This window comes from Yersinia aleksiciae (assembly GCF_001047675.1).
GTDB lineage: Bacteria > Pseudomonadota > Gammaproteobacteria > Enterobacterales > Enterobacteriaceae > Yersinia > Yersinia aleksiciae.
The window spans coordinates 3207861-3224483 of the sequence record NZ_CP011975.1 but is presented as its reverse complement, the minus strand read 5'-3'; the positions used below and the strand labels follow the sequence as shown (position 1 = coordinate 3224483).

The following is a 16623-nucleotide window of genomic DNA, read 5'->3' as shown; positions in this document are numbered from 1 at the left end:
AGCGACTTGATGAGCACGCTTTTTATTGCAGATTTGCATCTTAGCGTTCAGGAACCGGCCATCACTGCCGGTTTCCTGCATTTTATACAGCGTGATGCTATTCATGCTGATGCTTTATATATCTTGGGCGATTTATTCGAGTCTTGGATTGGCGATGATGATCCCGAGCCGTTGTACCGGCAAGTCGCCGCCGCATTGAAATCACTCCAGCAACAGGGCGTGCCCTGCTACTTTATCCACGGCAACCGTGATTTTCTGCTTGGTAAGCGCTTTGCAGCCGAAAGCGGCATGACGTTGCTTGCGGAAGAAAAAGTTGTTGAGCTGTATGGCCGCAAGATAGTGATTTTGCATGGTGATACTTTATGTACCGATGATGCCGACTATCAGCATTTTCGCCGTAGAGTTCACAACCCCCTGATTCAAAAACTCTTCCTATGGCTACCGCTACGCTTTCGTTTACGTATTGCCGCTTATATGCGTAACCAAAGCCAACAGAACAATAGTGGTAAGTCACAGCTCATCATGGATGTGAATCCACAAGCTGTTATCGATACATTTCAGCGTCATCAGGTCAGTTGGATGATTCATGGCCACACTCATCGCCCTGCGGTCCATAATGTAGAACTGCCTACAGCAGCAACAGCACATCGGGTGGTGTTGGGTGCCTGGCATGTTGAAGGCTCGATGGTCAAAGTCACGGCTGAAAGTGTTGAGTTGATTAAATTCCCGTTTTAACCGCCTGACGGCAAATAACCGTAAAAACCGACTAAAAGCCACGACGCAACCGTTTTCCTCGCCTTTGGCTCATGATATGCTCTACGCCCTCATCGCCAGCCACGATATCTACATTCGTTCTGGCCGACGCTTGCGCAATCACAGGAGCCTTACCCTCATGGGAGCCAACCTCGATTCGGCTTATGCAGCCGGGGTTAAAATCGCTATCGTAATGGGGTCCAAAAGTGACTGGGCCACCATGCAGTTCGCCGCCGACGTGCTCACCACGCTCAATGTTCCATTTCATGTCGAAGTGGTCTCTGCACACAGAACTCCCGATAAACTGTTCAGTTTTGCCGAGCAAGCAGATGCCAATGGCTTGCATGTCATTATTGCGGGCGCGGGCGGTGCAGCTCACCTGCCGGGGATGATCGCGGCGAAAACGCTGGTACCGGTTTTAGGTGTTCCGGTGCAAAGCGCGGCGTTAAGCGGCGTCGATAGCCTCTATTCCATTGTGCAGATGCCACGCGGCATTCCGGTGGGAACGCTGGCAATCGGTAAAGCGGGTGCGGCAAATGCAGCATTGCTCGCAGCTCAAATATTGGCGCTGCATGACACTGAATTGGCTGGCCGTCTAGCGAGTTGGCGTCAAAGCCAAACGGACGAAGTGCTGGAAAATCCCGATCCGAGGGATGAAGCATGAAGCCAGTTTGCGTATTAGGGAATGGTCAGTTAGGGCGTATGTTGCGCCAAGCGGGTGAGCCGTTAGGCATTGCCGTTTATCCGGTGGGGTTAGATGCCGAACCAGAAGCGGTGCCTTATCAGCACAGTGTGATCACCGCTGAGATTGAGCGCTGGCCGGAGACCGCCTTAACCCGCGAGCTGGCAACACATACCGCATTTGTTAACCGTGATATTTTCCCGCGTCTAGCCGACCGCCTGACACAAAAACAACTGCTCGATAGTCTGAATCTGGCGACTGCCCCTTGGCAGTTATTGGCCAGTGCCAGCGAGTGGCCGCAGGTTTTCGCCACACTGGGCGAACTTGCCATCGTGAAACGCCGCGTCGGCGGTTATGACGGCCGTGGTCAGTGGCGTTTGCGCACGGGTGAGCAAGATACCTTACCCGCAGATGCTTACGGCGAATGTATTGTCGAGCAAGGCATTAATTTCTCTGGCGAAGTTTCGCTGGTGGGTGCTCGCAGCCATCAAGGCCAATCGGTTTTTTATCCGCTGACCCACAATTTGCATGAAGATGGCATTTTGCGCATGAGTGTAGCGTTACCTCAGCCGGATAGTCGCTTACAGCAACAAGCGGAAAAAATGCTCTCGGCCATTATGGATGAGCTGAATTATGTCGGTGTGATGGCGATGGAGTGCTTTATCGTCGGCGACAGTTTGCTGATCAATGAGTTAGCACCACGAGTGCATAACAGTGGTCACTGGACCCAAAATGGTGCCTCCATCAGCCAGTTCGAACTGCATCTGCGCGCCATTTTGGATTTGCCGTTACCTAAGCCGGTGGTGAATACCCCGTCTGCGATGGTCAATCTGATTGGCACTGCGGTCAATACCCAATGGCTGTCACTGCCATTAGTGCACCTGCACTGGTACGAAAAAGAGGTGCGTGAAGGCCGCAAAGTGGGTCATTTGAATTTGAATGATCCCGATGGCGCAGCATTAAGTACCGCGCTGGCCGAGCTGGCCCCTTTGCTGCCCGCAGAGTACCAAAACGCGCTACGTTGGGCGCAAGCGAAGCTCTGAATAATTCGCGGGCAACTCATGCTGCCCGCGAATAAAACCTACCCCTCGTAATTGCGGAATAATGCCCGACCCTGTAACAACCGCGCACCGAGCCAGCCACCACAGAGTGACAGCAGCAGCGCCGCCGCCAGCGGCAATAACCACCACATGACCCAGTTAGGCTGCCACGGGAAGTCAAAGACTAACCGCTGTAGCGCCCAGAGCGCAGCTTCCGCACCAATAGCTGCCGCCAACCCCGCCACCAACCCTAACAGTGCAAACTCCCACCACAGGGTGCCTCGTAGTAAGCGTTTACTTGCGCCGAGTGTACGATAGACCACCAACTCCTGACGGCGCTGGCGCATACCGACCTGTACCTGTGCCAGCAGTAGCAAGGTGCCACAAATCATCACCAGCACCACCATCACTTCCAGCGCGCGACTGACCTGCTGTAGCACCTGCCCGACCTGTTTCAGCATCGCGCCAATATCCAGCAAGCTCAGGGTCGGGAACTGGCGGTTCAGTTGCGTCAGTGCTTCGCCATCCCCCTGATAGCGGAAGCTGGTCAGCCAGGTTTGTGGCTGCTTATCCAGCGCACCCAGCGGGAAAATAAAGTAGAAATTGGGCCGCAAACTTTCCCAGTCCACCTGACGAATACTGCTCACCCTGGCCTCAAATGATTGCGTATCGCCACTGAATGTCAGCTTATCGCCGATTTTAATGCCCAGTCGATCAGCGATTCCTTTCTCCATCGACACTTCATCTGGCTTCGGCGGCCACTGACCGGCGGTCAAAATATTGTGTGCCGGCAAATCCTGCTGCCAGGTCAGATTCAGTTCACGGTTAACCGCCTCACCGCCGGGATCATCCTCATGCACCCGCTCAGTGGCCAGCTGCTGGTTAATTTCGCTCAATCGCACCCGAACAATCGGATAGAACGTCGAAGGGGTGATCTGATGCTGAGCAAGAAATTCAGTCACTTGCGGCACCTGCTGCGGGGTCATATTCAGCAAAAAGTAGTTCGGGCTATCCGGTGGCAGTTGCTGTTGCCAGCGATCCAGCAGATCGCCGCGCAGCACTAAGAGCAATGCCAACAGCATGAAGGATAACGAAAATGCCGCCAGTTGCGTCAGCGTCATCCATGGCTGGCGAAGCAATCGGTTGATGGCTAACCGCAATGACAAACGGGTGACAGTCAGGCGACGCAACAGCAACAAACCGCCCCAACCAATCACGCCCAGCAGTAGCGCCAACACCACCATGCCACCGAGGATCGCCCACAGCAGGGAGTTGCCGCCCATCAGTAGCGCCAACAGCCCCACCACGATCACCACCATCGCGGGAATAAAGTAGCGCAGCGGCCAGACATTGGCGGATACATCACGGCGCAAGACCCGTAATGGCTGGGTCGCCAGCAGTTGCCGATAAGGGCGAACCCCCACCAGCAACGAAATCAATATCAGCGATCCCATTGACCATACCCATGGCCATAAACCCGCGGCGGGAAGTGCAGCCGGTAACACCGGTGACAATAAGCGCACCAGTATCTTCTCGAACAGCAGGCCAATCAGGCTGCCACACAGACCCGCCAGCACCAGCACCGAGAGCCACTGGCCAATAATCAGCCGCCGTAGCGCACTGCGTCCGGCCCCCAAGGTTTTTAGCACCGCGACCAGATCATAGCGGCTGCGGCAATAGTGCCCCATCGCCACCGCGACGGCGGCAATGGAAAGTAATAGCGTCAACAGCGCCGATAACAGCAAGAATTGCTGCGCCCGTTGCAGGGATTTCCCTAATGCGCCACCGGACTCTTGCAGGCCATACCAGCGCTGCTCCGGCTTCAATCGTGGGGTGAGCCAGTTGCTGAACTGCGCCACCGCCTCCGGTGAACCCGCGAACATGTAACGATAGGTCAGGCGGCTACCCGGCTGTATCGCGCCTGTTTTCTCCACATCCGCCAGATTAATCAAAATACGCGGCGAGGTCTGGAACGGATTAAAACCAGAATCTGGCTCCTGAATCACTTCACCGACAATTTTCAGCGAGGTATCTCCCACCTCGAGCATGTCGCCGACTTTCACCCCCAGCAGCGACAACAGCCTTGGTGCCACCAGCACCGTACCCGGCGCCAGCACTGCTCCGGCGGGTTGAGTCTCTAGCTTGCCATACAGCGGATAGGCCAAATCGGTAGCTTTGACATCCGCCAACTGCGGACGATCACCGGCAAAAGTCATGGTCATAAAGGAGAGCTGACGGCTGACTGTCAATCCCTGCTGTTTCGCCTCCAATAACCAGCTCTCAGGCACAGGGTGCGCAGCACTCAGCACCCGGTCACCCGCCAAAAAGTCGCGGCTCTGCTGACTCAGCCCCTTCTCCATGCGGTCACTGATGGTGCCTAACGCCAGCACACAGGCCACCGCCAACGTTAATGCCAGCCAGACAATTAATAGCGAGGGTGAGCGCCACTCACGCCAAAACCAGCGCCAAATCATGCTTCCTCCCACAATTTACCATCTTGCAAGCGCAGCCGACGCTGGCAACGACCCGCCAGTTGCACATCATGGGTGACCAGAATCAGCGTGGTGTCATAGTCGCGATTAAGGGAAAACAACAAATCGGCGATGCGGTCACCGGTATGGCGATCGAGGTTACCGGTTGGCTCATCGGCAAATAATACTTTGGGCCGCCCACTGAAGGCGCGGGCCAGTGCCACCCGCTGCTGCTCACCACCAGAAAGCTGGGCCGGAAGATGGTGAAGGCGCTTATCCAGTCCCACCAGCTTTAGCAGCTCAATCGCATGGGCTTTACTTTCGCGCTCGCTCTCTCCCCGTAGCAAGGCTGGGAGCTGGACATTCTCTAATGTGTTGAGGGTGGGCACCAACATAAATGATTGAAATACAAAACCGACATTTTTTGCCCGCAGTTGCGCGCGCCCCTCTTCATCCATCGCCGTCAAAGAGTGCCCCAGTAGGCTCACCTCACCACTGCTACCGTCATCTAGCCCTGCCAGAATTCCCAATAAAGTGGATTTACCTGAACCTGACTCCCCAATCAGCGCAATTGTCTGAGCGGGTTTGACAACGAGCTCAACTCCGGTAAGGATGGAGAGCTGTTGCTCACCCTGACCGACGTGCTTATTAAGATGATGAACTTCAAGAACGTTTTCCGCTGGCATCTTCCCTTCCTATTGCTGTTGGGATTATTCAGTTTGCGTGCCGCCGCAACCGATACACTTTTGATTCTCGGCGACAGTTTGAGCGCCGGTTACCGCTTGCCCATTGCCGAAGCCTGGCCTACACGGCTGGATAAAACATGGCAGGTCACTCCCGCATTACCGAAGGTGGTCAACGCCAGTATTAGTGGTGATACTGCCGCCCAAGGTTTAGCTCGCCTGCCAGCGCTGCTCAAACAACATCAGCCCCGCTGGGTACTGATTGAACTGGGCGCGAATGATGGACTGCGCGGTTTTCCAACACAGGATATTCAACGGGATCTGACACAAATTATCAATCTGGTAAAAGAAGTTAACGCCCAACCTTTATTGATGCAAATCCGCATTCCGCCTAACTATGGCCGCCGTTATACTGATGCCTTCACTGCGATGTATCCACAGCTGGCACAGCAATTTGACATTCCACTGGTTCCTTTCTTTATGGAACACGTTGCCGTAAAGCCCGAGTGGATGCAGGATGATGGTTTACACCCTAACGCTGAGGCCCAGCCGTTCATTGCTGATTGGATGGCGCAGCAACTCAAGCCGTTAGTGACTAATAAACAGTAATAATGCTTTAGTTAACCACTTGTTCAAGCAAATAGATTCACTCACTAGGTAAAGTTATGCAAAAAGCCGTATTAATTACCGGTTGTTCCAGTGGTATTGGCCTGGTCGCAGCACAAGACTTGAAAAGCCGGGGCTACCGCGTCCTGGCTGCTTGCCGCAAGCCCGATGACGTGGCAAAAATGACACAGTTGGGGCTGGAAGGTATTGAGCTGGATTTGGATGACAGTGCCAGTGTGGAATGTGCGGCGGCACAGGTTATCGCCCTGACCGCCGGCCGCCTGTATGGCCTGTTTAACAACGGCGGTTTTGGCCTATATGGCCCGTTGCAGACCATCTCCCGCCAGCAGTTAGAACAGCAATTTTCCACCAATCTGTTCGGCACCCACCAACTGACGCAATTACTGTTGCCGGCCATGCTGCCCCATGGCGAAGGGCGCATCATTCAGACCAGCTCGGTAATGGGGTTGGTTTCAACTGCTGGCCGCGGCGCTTACGCGGCCAGTAAATATGCCCTAGAGGCTTGGTCTGACGCGCTGCGCATGGAGCTGCACGACAGCGGGATTCATGTCTGCCTGATCGAACCCGGCCCTATCAGCACCCATTTCACACAAAATGTGAATCAGGCCGAAGCCAATAAACCGGTCAATAATCCCGGTATCGCGAAGCGTTTTACGCTGCCACCGGAAGCCATATTACCGAAATTGCGCCATGCGCTGGAGAGCCCGCGCCCGCAATTGCGCTATCCAGTCACTTTGGTCGCCCATGCACTGACCTTACTGCGACGCATCTTGCCGGGGCGAGTGTTAGATAAAGTCCTGCGGGGCAATTCTTGATAATAGTGATGAGGGTTGAAGCAACTTAACTTGCCCCAATTAACTGCTATACCCTAAATAATTCGAGTTACTGGAAGGCGGCAACTGAGTGAATTCCCAGGAACTTACATCAGCAAGTGACTGGGGTAAACGAATGCAGCCAACACACATGCAGCTTGAAGTATGACGAGTATAAAACGGATGAGAGAAATATTTTATGCTAGCACCTACAACGATTGATATTACTGAAGCAAACCTACACCAGACCTTAGAACAATCCATGACCGTGCCGGTGCTGTTCTACTTTTGGTCTGAACGCAGCCAGCACTGCCTGCAATTGACCCCAGTGCTGGACAAACTGGCCGCTGAATATGCGGGTCAATTTGTTCTGGCCCGTGTCGATTGTGATGCAGAGCAGATGGTGGCTTCACAGTTTGGCCTGCGCTCCATTCCGGCGGTTTATCTGTTTAAAGAGGGTCAACCGGTCGATGGCTTCCAAGGGCCGCAGCCCGAAGAGCTGGTCCGCGAACTGCTGCAACGGGTGTTACCAAAACCTGAAGAGTTGAAAGTCGCTGAAGCCGCACAATTAATCAGCGAAGGTAAAGTACAGGAAGCCCTACCGTTGCTGAAAGATGCTTGGGCACTGAGTGGGCAAAGCAGTGAAATTGGCCTGCAACTGGCCGAAGTGCAAATCCAGTTGAACCGCAGTGAAGATGCTGAAGCGGTTTTGGCAACCATTCCGCTGCAAGACCGCGATACCCGCTATCAAGGGCTGATTGCTCAGATTGAGTTGCTGAAACAGGCCGCCGACACCCCAGAGATCCAGCAGTTACAGCAACAGTTGGCAGAGCAGCCGGATAACGTGGAACTGGCGGTCCAACTGGCATTGCAGCTGCATCAGGTCGGCCGCAACGAAGAGGCGCTAGAGCTGTTGCTAGGCCATCTGAAAAAAGATTTGGCCGCCGCTAACGGTACGGCGCGTAAGACATTAATGGATATTTTAGCCGCATTAGGCACAGGTGACGCGCTGGCCGCCAAATATCGCCGTCAACTTTATTCATTGCTCTACTGACCGCGAGAGTTCATCGCCATAGCCCTATTGGCGATATCCTTATTTGCTCCTGCGCGGGGTCATCCCGCGCTGTTTTATTCTGCTCCAGCCGAGTTTTTTCTCATTTACACGCTTTTACCTGCCTTTAGTTAGGCATTTAGCAACCCGTCACGTAATATTAAGAAACAAAAATCATTGCTGACAGGAAGTTAAATATGTTTACAGTTATCCCTGTTCTTATCGTTGTTGCCCTGATTGTGGTGTTTTCCTCAATCAAAATCGTCCCGCAAGGTTTTCAGTGGACCGTCGAACGTTTTGGTCGTTATACCAAAACGCTGATGCCCGGCCTGAATATCGTCGTGCCATTTATGGATCGTGTTGGTCGTAAAATCAATATGATGGAACAAGTCTTGGATATCCCATCCCAAGAGATCATCTCCCGCGATAACGCCAACGTGGCGATCGATGCCGTCTGCTTTATCCAAGTTATTGACCCGGTGAAAGCGGCGTATGAAGTGAGCAATTTGGAATCGGCCATCATCAACCTGACCATGACCAACTTCCGTACCGTTTTAGGCTCTATGGAGCTGGATGAAATGCTGTCCCAACGTGACAACATCAACGGCCGCCTGTTGCATATCGTCGATGAAGCCACTAACCCGTGGGGCATCAAAGTCACCCGTATTGAAGTCCGTGACGTGCGCCCACCCGCTGAATTGATCTCTGCGATGAATGCGCAGATGAAAGCAGAACGGACTAAACGTGCTGATATTTTGGAAGCTGAAGGGGTGCGTCAGGCGGCAATTTTACGTGCTGAAGGTGAGAAGCAATCACAGATTCTGAAAGCCGAAGGTGAGCGTCAATCCGCATTCTTGCAGGCGGAAGCCCGTGAGCGTGGCGCAGAAGCTGAAGCTCAGGCCACCAGAATGGTTTCTGAAGCTATCGCTGCCGGTGATATTCAAGCCATCAACTACTTTGTGGCACAGAAATACACCGACGCACTGCAACACATCGGTTCAGCCAATAACAGCAAAGTGATAATGATGCCGCTGGAAGCCAGCAGCCTGATGGGTGCTATCGGTGGTATTGCAGAACTGATTGGTGAGAGTAAAAACAGCCGGGGTAAATAACCATGCTGGAAGCAATTGCAGCGAATCCTAGCTGGTTTTGGCTATCACTCGGCGGGCTATTACTGGCCGCTGAGATGCTAGGTGCCAGTGGCTATATGCTGTGGAGTGGTGTTGCCGCCGTGGTGGTAGGCGCTTTGGTCTGGCTATTTCCCTTTAGTTGGGAGATGCAAGGGGTACTGTTTGCCATCCTGACCGTGGTTGCTGCATTCCTGTGGTGGTATTGGCTGAGTAAACGCACCAAGCCACAACCGGCGATGCTCAACCAACGTAACCATCAATTGCTAGGGACGCGAGCAACACTGACCGAACCAACGATTGATGGCTATGGCCGCATGAAAGTCGGCGACAGCAGTTGGCGCATTTACTCTGCTAATGAGCTGAGTATCGGCACTGAAGTTGAAGTGATATTAGTGGAAGGCAATACCTTGCATGTGCGAGCTGTTCATCACTAATTATTGATAGAAAGGCGTATTTATCTGAATACGCCTTTCGCTATATTCCAAACCCAGAATATTCCAACCCAGCCACATCGCCCCCTAACACCTCATTACCCCACTTTCTGCTTATCATTCACGTGACAACATCCCGCCAGGTTATTGATAATCGGGCAATCGGCTCCATCATCCCCTGGGCACTCATCCGCCAAAGCCAACAACCGCAAGCGCATCTGATTAAGATCATTAATATGTTGCTCGATTTCCGCTACTTTTAGCAAAGTTGCTGCTTTCACATCCGCGCTGTGTCTGGCTGGGTTATGGAACAGTGCCAACAACTCGCGACACTCATCCAATGTAAAACCAACCTGCCGCGCCTGACGCAATAATGTTAACTCTTCAATATGTTTGGCGCTGTAGCTGCGGTAACCGTTGTCGGTACGGATGGGAGGTGTCACCAGTTTTTTTTCTTCGTAAAAACGTATGGCTTTGCTGGTTAAGCCCGTTTTTTTTGCGACATCACTAATGTTCATATTTCCCCCTTGACCTTCCCCTTGCTGGAAGGTTTAACCTCCATAATTAGTGAAAATGACGTTGTCAGTCAAGCGGAATAAAAGTTGTACAGCCCAAGATAACGGATCAGTCCACTATTGCGCAGGGCGTGATATGCGACTGAAAATACCGACTAAACTTATGCCGACGAAATTAACGGATAAGTTGCTACTCGATAAGGAGTTAATTATGTTGCAAACCACAGTGCTGGCCTTAAACGGGCTCTCCTGTATGAGTTGTGCCAAACGGGTGAAAACGGCGTTAGAGAGCCGCGAAGATGTTCATCATGCAGAAGTGAATGTTCACTACGCCAAAGTGACCGGTGAAGCCGAGACTCAGGCGCTGATTAATACCGTCCAACAAGCGGGATATCAAGCGGAAGAAGCTCAAGCACCTGATATTGAGTTGCAGCTCTCTGGTTTGAGTTGCGGGCATTGCACCGAAACCACACGCAAAGCACTGGAAGCAGTTCCCGGTGTGATTGCCGCGGATGTCACTCTTGAGAGTGCCAAAGTCTACGGTAAAGTTGAGGCGCAAACGCTGATTGATGCGGTGGAACAGGCGGGTTATCACGCCACACTGCCAGGGGCTCAATCCCCAAAAACTGAGCCGCTGACTCACTCAGCCCCATCTCAGCCGGAATATCAGGCAGCGGCCTCTTCAACTATTCCGGCAACAAATGATGCTAACAAAGCAGAGATAGCTCAAGCCGCCCCCGCGACAGAGAGCGATAGCGTGCAGTTATTGCTTAGCGGGATGAGCTGCGCCAGTTGTGTCTCTAAAGTACAACACGCACTGGAAAGCGTCGATGGTGTCGAGGTGGCGCGGGTCAATCTAGCCGAACGCAGCGCGTTGGTGACCGGTAACCCAAGTAATGACGCTTTAATAGCAGCGGTCAAGCGCGCCGGTTATGACGCCGAGATCATTGAGGACGAAGCGGAGCGACGTGAGCGCCAGCAGCAAATGTCCCACGCCAGTATGAAGCGCTTCCAGTGGCAAGCAGCACTTGGCCTGCTATTGGGTATCCCATTGATGGGATGGGGGTTATTTGGCGGCAGCATGACGCTGACCCCAGAAACTCAAACGCCATGGCTGATTGTCGGGGTCATTACCTTGCTGGTGATGATATTTGCGGGCGGCCATTTTTATCGTAATGCTTGGGTCAGCTTGAAAAACGGCAGCGCCACTATGGACACCTTGGTGGCATTAGGGACGGGTGCTGCATGGATCTACTCCATCACGGTCAATATCTGGCCAGATGTTTTCCCGATGGAAGCGCGCCACCTCTATTACGAAGCCAGTGCCATGATAATCGGGTTGATTAACCTCGGTCATGCCATGGAGCAGCGGGCCAGACAGCGCTCATCCAATGCGCTGGAACGGCTATTAGACCTCGCACCACCCACCGCGCGAGTAGTGACGGAAGAAGGTGAGAGAGTGATCCCACTCGCTGATGTCCAACTGGGCATGACCTTGCGCCTGACCACCGGTGACCGAGTGCCGGTTGATGGTGAGATAGTGCAAGGGGAAGTGTGGATGGATGAAGCCATGCTGACCGGCGAACCTATCCCGCAACAAAAATCAGCCGGTGATATGGTCCACGCCGGGACGCAAGTACAGGACGGCTCGGTGCTGTTCCGCGCCAATGCCATTGGCAGCCAAACCACCTTGGCGCGCATCATCAAGCTGGTTCGTCAGGCGCAAAGCAGCAAACCAGAAATCGGTAAGTTGGCGGATAGGATCTCGGCGGTGTTTGTACCGACCGTGGTCGCGATTGCGGTGTTCGCTGGGCTGATTTGGTACTTCTTCGGTCCGCAGCCACAGTTGGTCTACACTCTGGTGGTCGCCACTACCGTGCTGATCATCGCGTGTCCTTGCGCACTGGGGCTGGCAACACCGATGTCGATTATCTCCGGTGTGGGCCGTGCAGCCGAGTTTGGTGTCTTGGTACGTGATGCCGATGCATTGCAGCAAGCCAGCAACCTCGACACTTTGGTGTTCGATAAAACCGGCACCCTGACCGAGGGGCACCCGCAAGTGGTGGCTATCCATACCTTCAACGGCGTGAGCGAACAGCAAGCGCTAGGGTGGGCAGCAGCACTGGAAACTGGCTCTAATCACCCACTAGCCCGGGCTATTTTGCAGCGTGCAGAAGGGGTGACACTGGCGACGGTTAACCAGTTCCGTACTTTGCGCGGCTTGGGGGTCAGTGGTGAAGTTGACGGCGTTCCGCTGTTACTGGGGAACAACCGCCTGCTGGAAGAGCAACACATTGATACCCGTGAGTTGCAATCTCTGATGCAGCAGCAAGCTGAAAGTGGCGCGACACCGGTGATCCTGACCGCAAATGGCAAACCGGCAGCACTGTTGTCTATCCGCGATCCACTGCGCAGTGACAGTGTCAGCGCCCTGCAACGATTGCATCAACTGGGATACAACCTAGTGATGTTAACCGGTGATAACCCAATTACCGCCAATGCTATCGCTAAGGAAGCCGGTATTGATCAGGTCATCGCGGGTGTCCTGCCCGATGGTAAAGCCGAAGCTATCAAGCAGTTGCAAGCGGCTGGGCATAAAGTGGCAATGATAGGTGACGGCATCAATGATGCGCCAGCACTGGCGCAAGCCGATGTGGGGATTGCCATGGGGGGCGGCAGCGATATTGCGATTGAAACCGCAGCAATTACCCTGATGCGCCATAGCCTGCATGGGGTTGCCGATGCGGTGGAGCTTTCCAAAGCCACATTGCGCAATATGAAACAGAATCTGCTGGGTGCATTTTTCTACAACGCACTGGGCATTCCGATTGCAGCGGGGATCCTGTTCCCGTTCACTGGGACGTTGCTCAGCCCAGTGGTTGCAGGCGCAGCGATGGCGTTGTCGTCCATCACCGTGGTTAGCAATGCCAACCGTTTACTGCGCTATAAACCCAAGCAGTAATCTTTCCCGGTAACCTATGGCGCACAACGCTTTCTTGTGCGCCATTTAGCGTTTAGCATAGAAACAAATGCTGATAAGGGAAAAACATGGGCCAATTATTACGCCGCATAGCAACACTCCTCGGAATTAGCGCGCCAACGACCTACACTTACCCCGCGTTGGATATCACCTTACCCGGTGATCGCCACTTCCATATGGTCGGTAGTATCCATATGGGAACCGATGGCATGTTCCCCCTCCCCCATAAATTGCTGAATAAGTTAAATCAGGCTGATGCGCTGATTGTCGAAGCGGATATTACCGAAGCCGCCCCCTCTTTTGGTCAGGATACCCTTACCAAACCCTTAGTCGATAGATTATCCGAGGAGCACTATCAACAGCTGTTGCAGCGCTGTGAAGAGCTGGACAACGACCCACTGTCGATAGCTTTTCTGCCCGCATGGCAAGTTGCCTTGATGCTGCAAGCCCGTCAGGCACAACGACTGGGATTGCGGGGGGAATACGGCATCGATTATCAATTATTGAACGCGGCCGCCGCACAGAAGAAAAAGATTATTGAGCTGGAAGGTGCGCAAATGCAGCTCGATTTGTTGGCGACATTACCTGACAACGGCATGTCTTTGCTGCTTGATACCCTGACCCATTGGCACACCAACGCCCGCCTATTGCAAACCATGATTGGCTGGTGGCTGGAACATCATCCGACCACGGAGCTGACAACACTGGCTCCCACCTTTAGCCAAAACCTCTATGACGTGCTGATGATTCAGCGCAACAAACGTTGGCAACAACAGCTAGAGCAGTTACCGCCCGGACGCTACGTTGTCGCCGTCGGCGCGTTGCATTTATACGGTGAAGGGAATTTACCGGAATTATTGAAACCGATGATTAACCATCAACAATAGCCGAAAAAAATGGCCGATATCGCTATCGGCCAGTCAAAGAGGAATTTTCATTATTTTAGTTATTTAGCGCCCACACACCTTGCGGATAATATGAGCAGCAGGTATAGGGTAGCAACCTGACGATTAGATTAGCAACTGACATTCATCGCCCGCGCGAAACTAATCAGCATCATGCTGATTTTATTAGATTAAATTTAACCCCCTTCGCACTAATTGGGTGTAGGATAATCCACCTGAATAAATTTTCATTTTTAACTGGACGTTTATTATGACACCTGCGGTCGTTTTGCTGGAAAAACAAAAAGTTCCTTTCACATTACACCCTTATCATCACGACGCGGCTGAAACCAATTTTGGTGATGAAGCGGTTAAAAAACTGGGGCTCAATGCAGCTCAGGTTTATAAAACACTGCTAGTTGCGCTAAATGGTGACGCTAAAAATCTGGCTGTAGCCGTCACTCCGGTGGCAACTCAACTTGATCTGAAGAAGGTCGCGCGGGCGCTGGGGGCAAAAAAGGCTGAGATGGCCGACCCACAATTGGCGCAGCGGACCACCGGATATTTAGTCGGCGGCATCAGTCCACTCGGGCAGAAAAAACGCTTACCTACAGTGATTGACAGTCTGGCGCAAGAGTTTCCGACCATATTTGTCTCTGGCGGTAAACGTGGTCTGGATATTGAATTAGCGGCTGCGGATTTGTGCCGATTATTGCAAGGCACATTTGCCGATATCGCAAAGCGGGATTGATTCATATATTGAATTAAAACTGTGCGGCGCTCGGCACATATCGCGTGCAATGAGAGAGCCACTGGCAGAAGCCCCCACCACCAGATGGAGGCTTCCAGCTTAACGACTTACTGATAAACAATCTGTTACTGATAAACAATCTCACCTTTCGGCTGATACTGACTGGCATCCAGTGGAGAGTGCTTTTCAATATACTGCTTTAGCACTTCTGCATCGATAAAACCGGTATTGACGTAACCCGGCAGCGTATCAATCTTCGGATAGCCATCACCACCTAAGGCATTGAAATTCAAGGTTGCCAGACGATAAGTTTTATTCGGATCTAGCGGTTTACCCTGTATTTTCACCTCACTGACACCCTTTCCATCAGCAACCAAACTCACATTGGCAAACTGCGCATAAGCCCCTGAATCGACTTTCTTATTGGCGACGACTGCCAGATATTTCTCAACCTCACTGCCTTTCATATCCGCGTATACCAGCGTATTACCAAATGGCTGCACCTTGAGCACATCTTTATAGGTGATATCACCCGCCTCGATTGAGTCACGAATACCGCCGCCACTCATCACGGCAAAATCAGCGCCAGCTCGTTCCATTTGCGCAGCCAATAGCACGCGCGCCAAATTGGTCTGCTCGAAGCGCACTTTACTGCGGTCGCCCTCAAGCTTGCCATTCACGCTACCCACTTTGACATCCAGTTGCGCCTTGCCCTGCTCTTCAAATGGCGTCAGCAGTTTCAGCATTGACGGATCTTCGGCAATCTCTCGCGTATAAAAGACTCGCTCGCTGGTGCCATCAGCCTTCTCAACTTTTTTCTTTAAATTGATCGGGATTAACTGATAACTCACCAACTTGAGTTCGCCATTACGGAATTTGAAATCAGCCCGGCCGACGTATTTCCCCCACTCATGGGCCTGAACAATCCAAGTCCCATTTTGCCGATCCGGCGCACAAGGGGTGCCAGGTACATAATCAGCTTGCTTATGGTTCTCGCTCGCCATACAGACCGGATCCTGTGAGTGACCACCCACTATCATATCTAAATAGCCCGTCGGTAAACTGCGGGCCATCTCGACATCACCTGGCGCATTAGATCCATGCTTGCCGTCATCGTAATGCCCCATATGGGTCGCCGCGATAATAATGTCAGGCTTTTCCGTTTTGCGCAGTTGCTCAACCACTTGCTTCGCTTCTGCTGCTGGCTGGCGGAATTCAATATCAGTGAAATACTCGGGATTGCCGATCTTAGCGGTATCGTCAGTGGTTAAACCTATCACCGCAATTTTCACCCCCTGCTTATCAAATAGGGCATAAGGCTTAAATAACCGCTGTTGCGTGCTTTTCTGGTAGATATTGGCAGATAAGAGTGGGAAGGCAGCCCACTTTTCCTGCTGACGCAACACACTCAGCGGGTTATCAAATTCATGGTTACCGATAGCCATCGCATCGTAACCCACCAGCGTCATGCCACGAAAATCAGGTTCGGCATCTTGCAAATCGGATTCAGGAACGCCGGTATTAATATCGCCGCCGGAGAGCAATAGCATGCTCCCCCCTTCTGCAGCAACTTGTTTACGGATGCTATCTACCAGTGTTTTTTGTGCCGCCAGACCATACTCGCCGTGATCGTTTTGCCAGAAGTGTCCATGGTGGTCATTGGTATGCAGTATGGTGATATCGTAAGTTTTATCTTTTTCCCAGGCAGCAGCCCATCCCGGTGCAAACACCAGCGACACAGCCAAGGCACATGCTGTGGTCGGTAATGAAAAACGCATGGCAAATCTCCATATTGTCTTTAAAAGCCAGCTCG

The 16623-nt window shown here is 52.6% G+C and carries 15 protein-coding genes; 11 read left to right on the top strand and 4 right to left on the bottom strand.

Going from position 1 to position 16623, the window contains the following annotated elements; all coding sequences use genetic code 11:
* The first annotated feature begins 9 nt into the window (after window positions 1–9).
* The 3 genes from ACZ76_RS14390 (at window position 10) to purK (ending at window position 2478) form a co-directional block, all read left to right on the top strand.
* On the top strand, window positions 10–735 hold the full coding sequence (locus ACZ76_RS14390) for a UDP-2,3-diacylglucosamine diphosphatase (protein ID WP_048619541.1): 726 nt from the start codon (window positions 10–12) through the stop codon (window positions 733–735).
* Between the two features lie 157 nt (window positions 736–892).
* On the top strand, window positions 893–1417 hold the full coding sequence (gene purE, locus ACZ76_RS14385; RefSeq protein WP_048619540.1) for a 5-(carboxyamino)imidazole ribonucleotide mutase: 525 nt from the start codon (window positions 893–895) through the stop codon (window positions 1415–1417).
* Complete coding sequence (purK, locus tag ACZ76_RS14380; RefSeq protein ID WP_048619539.1) at window positions 1414–2478, top strand: 5-(carboxyamino)imidazole ribonucleotide synthase; 1065 nt, start codon at window positions 1414–1416, stop codon at window positions 2476–2478. Before purE ends, purK begins: the two co-directional genes overlap by 4 nt.
* Before the next feature lie 38 nt (window positions 2479–2516).
* On the opposite strand, the gene ybbP is transcribed toward purK, so the two are convergent.
* Both ybbP and ybbA read right to left on the bottom strand, forming a co-directional pair.
* The gene (gene ybbP / locus ACZ76_RS14375; RefSeq protein ID WP_048619538.1) at window positions 2517–4949 is read right to left on the bottom strand and encodes a putative ABC transporter permease subunit YbbP; all 2433 of its coding nucleotides are present in this window, start codon (window positions 4947–4949) and stop codon (window positions 2517–2519) included.
* Complete coding sequence (gene ybbA, locus ACZ76_RS14370; protein WP_048619536.1) at window positions 4946–5632, bottom strand: putative ABC transporter ATP-binding protein YbbA; 687 nt, start codon at window positions 5630–5632, stop codon at window positions 4946–4948. Before ybbA ends, ybbP begins: the two co-directional genes overlap by 4 nt.
* Between ybbA and tesA the strand changes: the two genes are divergently transcribed.
* The 5 genes from tesA (at window position 5603) to ACZ76_RS14345 (ending at window position 9683) form a co-directional block, all read left to right on the top strand.
* Entirely contained in the window at window positions 5603–6238 is a 636-nt protein-coding gene (gene tesA, locus ACZ76_RS14365; RefSeq protein ID WP_048619534.1) for a multifunctional acyl-CoA thioesterase I/protease I/lysophospholipase L1, read from the top strand. The two genes, ybbA and tesA, sit on opposite strands and share 30 nt — an antisense overlap.
* Window positions 6239–6294: 56 nt before the next feature.
* Entirely contained in the window at window positions 6295–7071 is a 777-nt protein-coding gene (locus ACZ76_RS14360) for an SDR family oxidoreductase (protein ID WP_048619533.1), read from the top strand.
* 196 nt (window positions 7072–7267) lie between these two features.
* Window positions 7268–8122: a co-chaperone YbbN gene (locus tag ACZ76_RS14355; RefSeq protein WP_048619532.1), complete on the top strand. Its 855-nt coding sequence runs from the start codon at window positions 7268–7270 to the stop codon at window positions 8120–8122.
* A gap of 194 nt (window positions 8123–8316) precedes the next feature.
* The gene (locus ACZ76_RS14350) at window positions 8317–9231 is read left to right on the top strand and encodes an SPFH domain-containing protein (RefSeq protein ID WP_004704953.1); all 915 of its coding nucleotides are present in this window, start codon (window positions 8317–8319) and stop codon (window positions 9229–9231) included.
* 2 nt (window positions 9232–9233) lie between these two features.
* Window positions 9234–9683, top strand: coding sequence for an NfeD family protein (locus ACZ76_RS14345; protein ID WP_048619530.1), 450 nt, complete (start codon window positions 9234–9236; stop codon window positions 9681–9683).
* A gap of 95 nt (window positions 9684–9778) precedes the next feature.
* On the opposite strand, the gene cueR is transcribed toward ACZ76_RS14345, so the two are convergent.
* Entirely contained in the window at window positions 9779–10198 is a 420-nt protein-coding gene (gene cueR / locus ACZ76_RS14340; RefSeq protein WP_048619528.1) for a Cu(I)-responsive transcriptional regulator, read from the bottom strand.
* A 208-nt stretch (window positions 10199–10406) separates the two neighbouring features.
* On the opposite strand from cueR, the gene copA reads away from it, so the two are divergent.
* The 3 genes from copA (at window position 10407) to ybaK (ending at window position 14810) form a co-directional block, all read left to right on the top strand.
* Entirely contained in the window at window positions 10407–13157 is a 2751-nt protein-coding gene (gene copA / locus ACZ76_RS14335) for a copper-exporting P-type ATPase CopA (protein ID WP_048619526.1), read from the top strand.
* A gap of 86 nt (window positions 13158–13243) precedes the next feature.
* The gene (locus ACZ76_RS14330; RefSeq protein WP_048619525.1) at window positions 13244–14062 is read left to right on the top strand and encodes a TraB/GumN family protein; all 819 of its coding nucleotides are present in this window, start codon (window positions 13244–13246) and stop codon (window positions 14060–14062) included.
* Window positions 14063–14330: 268 nt separating this feature from the next.
* Window positions 14331–14810, top strand: coding sequence for a Cys-tRNA(Pro)/Cys-tRNA(Cys) deacylase YbaK (gene ybaK / locus ACZ76_RS14325; RefSeq protein ID WP_048619524.1), 480 nt, complete (start codon window positions 14331–14333; stop codon window positions 14808–14810).
* Window positions 14811–14935: 125 nt separating this feature from the next.
* On the opposite strand, the gene ushA is transcribed toward ybaK, so the two are convergent.
* A complete protein-coding gene (ushA, locus tag ACZ76_RS14320; RefSeq protein ID WP_048619522.1) occupies window positions 14936–16588 on the bottom strand; it encodes a bifunctional UDP-sugar hydrolase/5'-nucleotidase UshA in 1653 nt (550 codons plus the stop codon).
* Window positions 16589–16623: the final 35 nt, after the last annotated feature.

What these genes read in the sequence shown, in the direction of transcription:
- tesA (WP_048619534.1), top strand. Translation starts at nt 5,603, where the DNA reads ATGAACTTCAAGAACGTTTTCCGCTGGCATCTTCCCTTCCTATTGCTG.
- ACZ76_RS14330 (WP_048619525.1), top strand. Translation starts at nt 13,244, where the DNA reads ATGGGCCAATTATTACGCCGCATAGCAACACTCCTCGGAATTAGCGCG.
- copA (WP_048619526.1), top strand. Translation starts at nt 10,407, where the DNA reads ATGTTGCAAACCACAGTGCTGGCCTTAAACGGGCTCTCCTGTATGAGT.
- ACZ76_RS14355 (WP_048619532.1), top strand. Translation starts at nt 7,268, where the DNA reads ATGCTAGCACCTACAACGATTGATATTACTGAAGCAAACCTACACCAG.
- purE (WP_048619540.1), top strand. Translation starts at nt 893, where the DNA reads ATGGGAGCCAACCTCGATTCGGCTTATGCAGCCGGGGTTAAAATCGCT.
- ACZ76_RS14360 (WP_048619533.1), top strand. Translation starts at nt 6,295, where the DNA reads ATGCAAAAAGCCGTATTAATTACCGGTTGTTCCAGTGGTATTGGCCTG.
- ACZ76_RS14350 (WP_004704953.1), top strand. Translation starts at nt 8,317, where the DNA reads ATGTTTACAGTTATCCCTGTTCTTATCGTTGTTGCCCTGATTGTGGTG.
- ushA (WP_048619522.1), bottom strand. Translation starts at nt 16,588, where the DNA reads ATGCGTTTTTCATTACCGACCACAGCATGTGCCTTGGCTGTGTCGCTG.
- ybbP (WP_048619538.1), bottom strand. Translation starts at nt 4,949, where the DNA reads ATGATTTGGCGCTGGTTTTGGCGTGAGTGGCGCTCACCCTCGCTATTA.
- ACZ76_RS14345 (WP_048619530.1), top strand. Translation starts at nt 9,234, where the DNA reads ATGCTGGAAGCAATTGCAGCGAATCCTAGCTGGTTTTGGCTATCACTC.
- ACZ76_RS14390 (WP_048619541.1), top strand. Translation starts at nt 10, where the DNA reads ATGAGCACGCTTTTTATTGCAGATTTGCATCTTAGCGTTCAGGAACCG.
- ybbA (WP_048619536.1), bottom strand. Translation starts at nt 5,632, where the DNA reads ATGCCAGCGGAAAACGTTCTTGAAGTTCATCATCTTAATAAGCACGTC.
- cueR (WP_048619528.1), bottom strand. Translation starts at nt 10,198, where the DNA reads ATGAACATTAGTGATGTCGCAAAAAAAACGGGCTTAACCAGCAAAGCC.
- ybaK (WP_048619524.1), top strand. Translation starts at nt 14,331, where the DNA reads ATGACACCTGCGGTCGTTTTGCTGGAAAAACAAAAAGTTCCTTTCACA.
- purK (WP_048619539.1), top strand. Translation starts at nt 1,414, where the DNA reads ATGAAGCCAGTTTGCGTATTAGGGAATGGTCAGTTAGGGCGTATGTTG.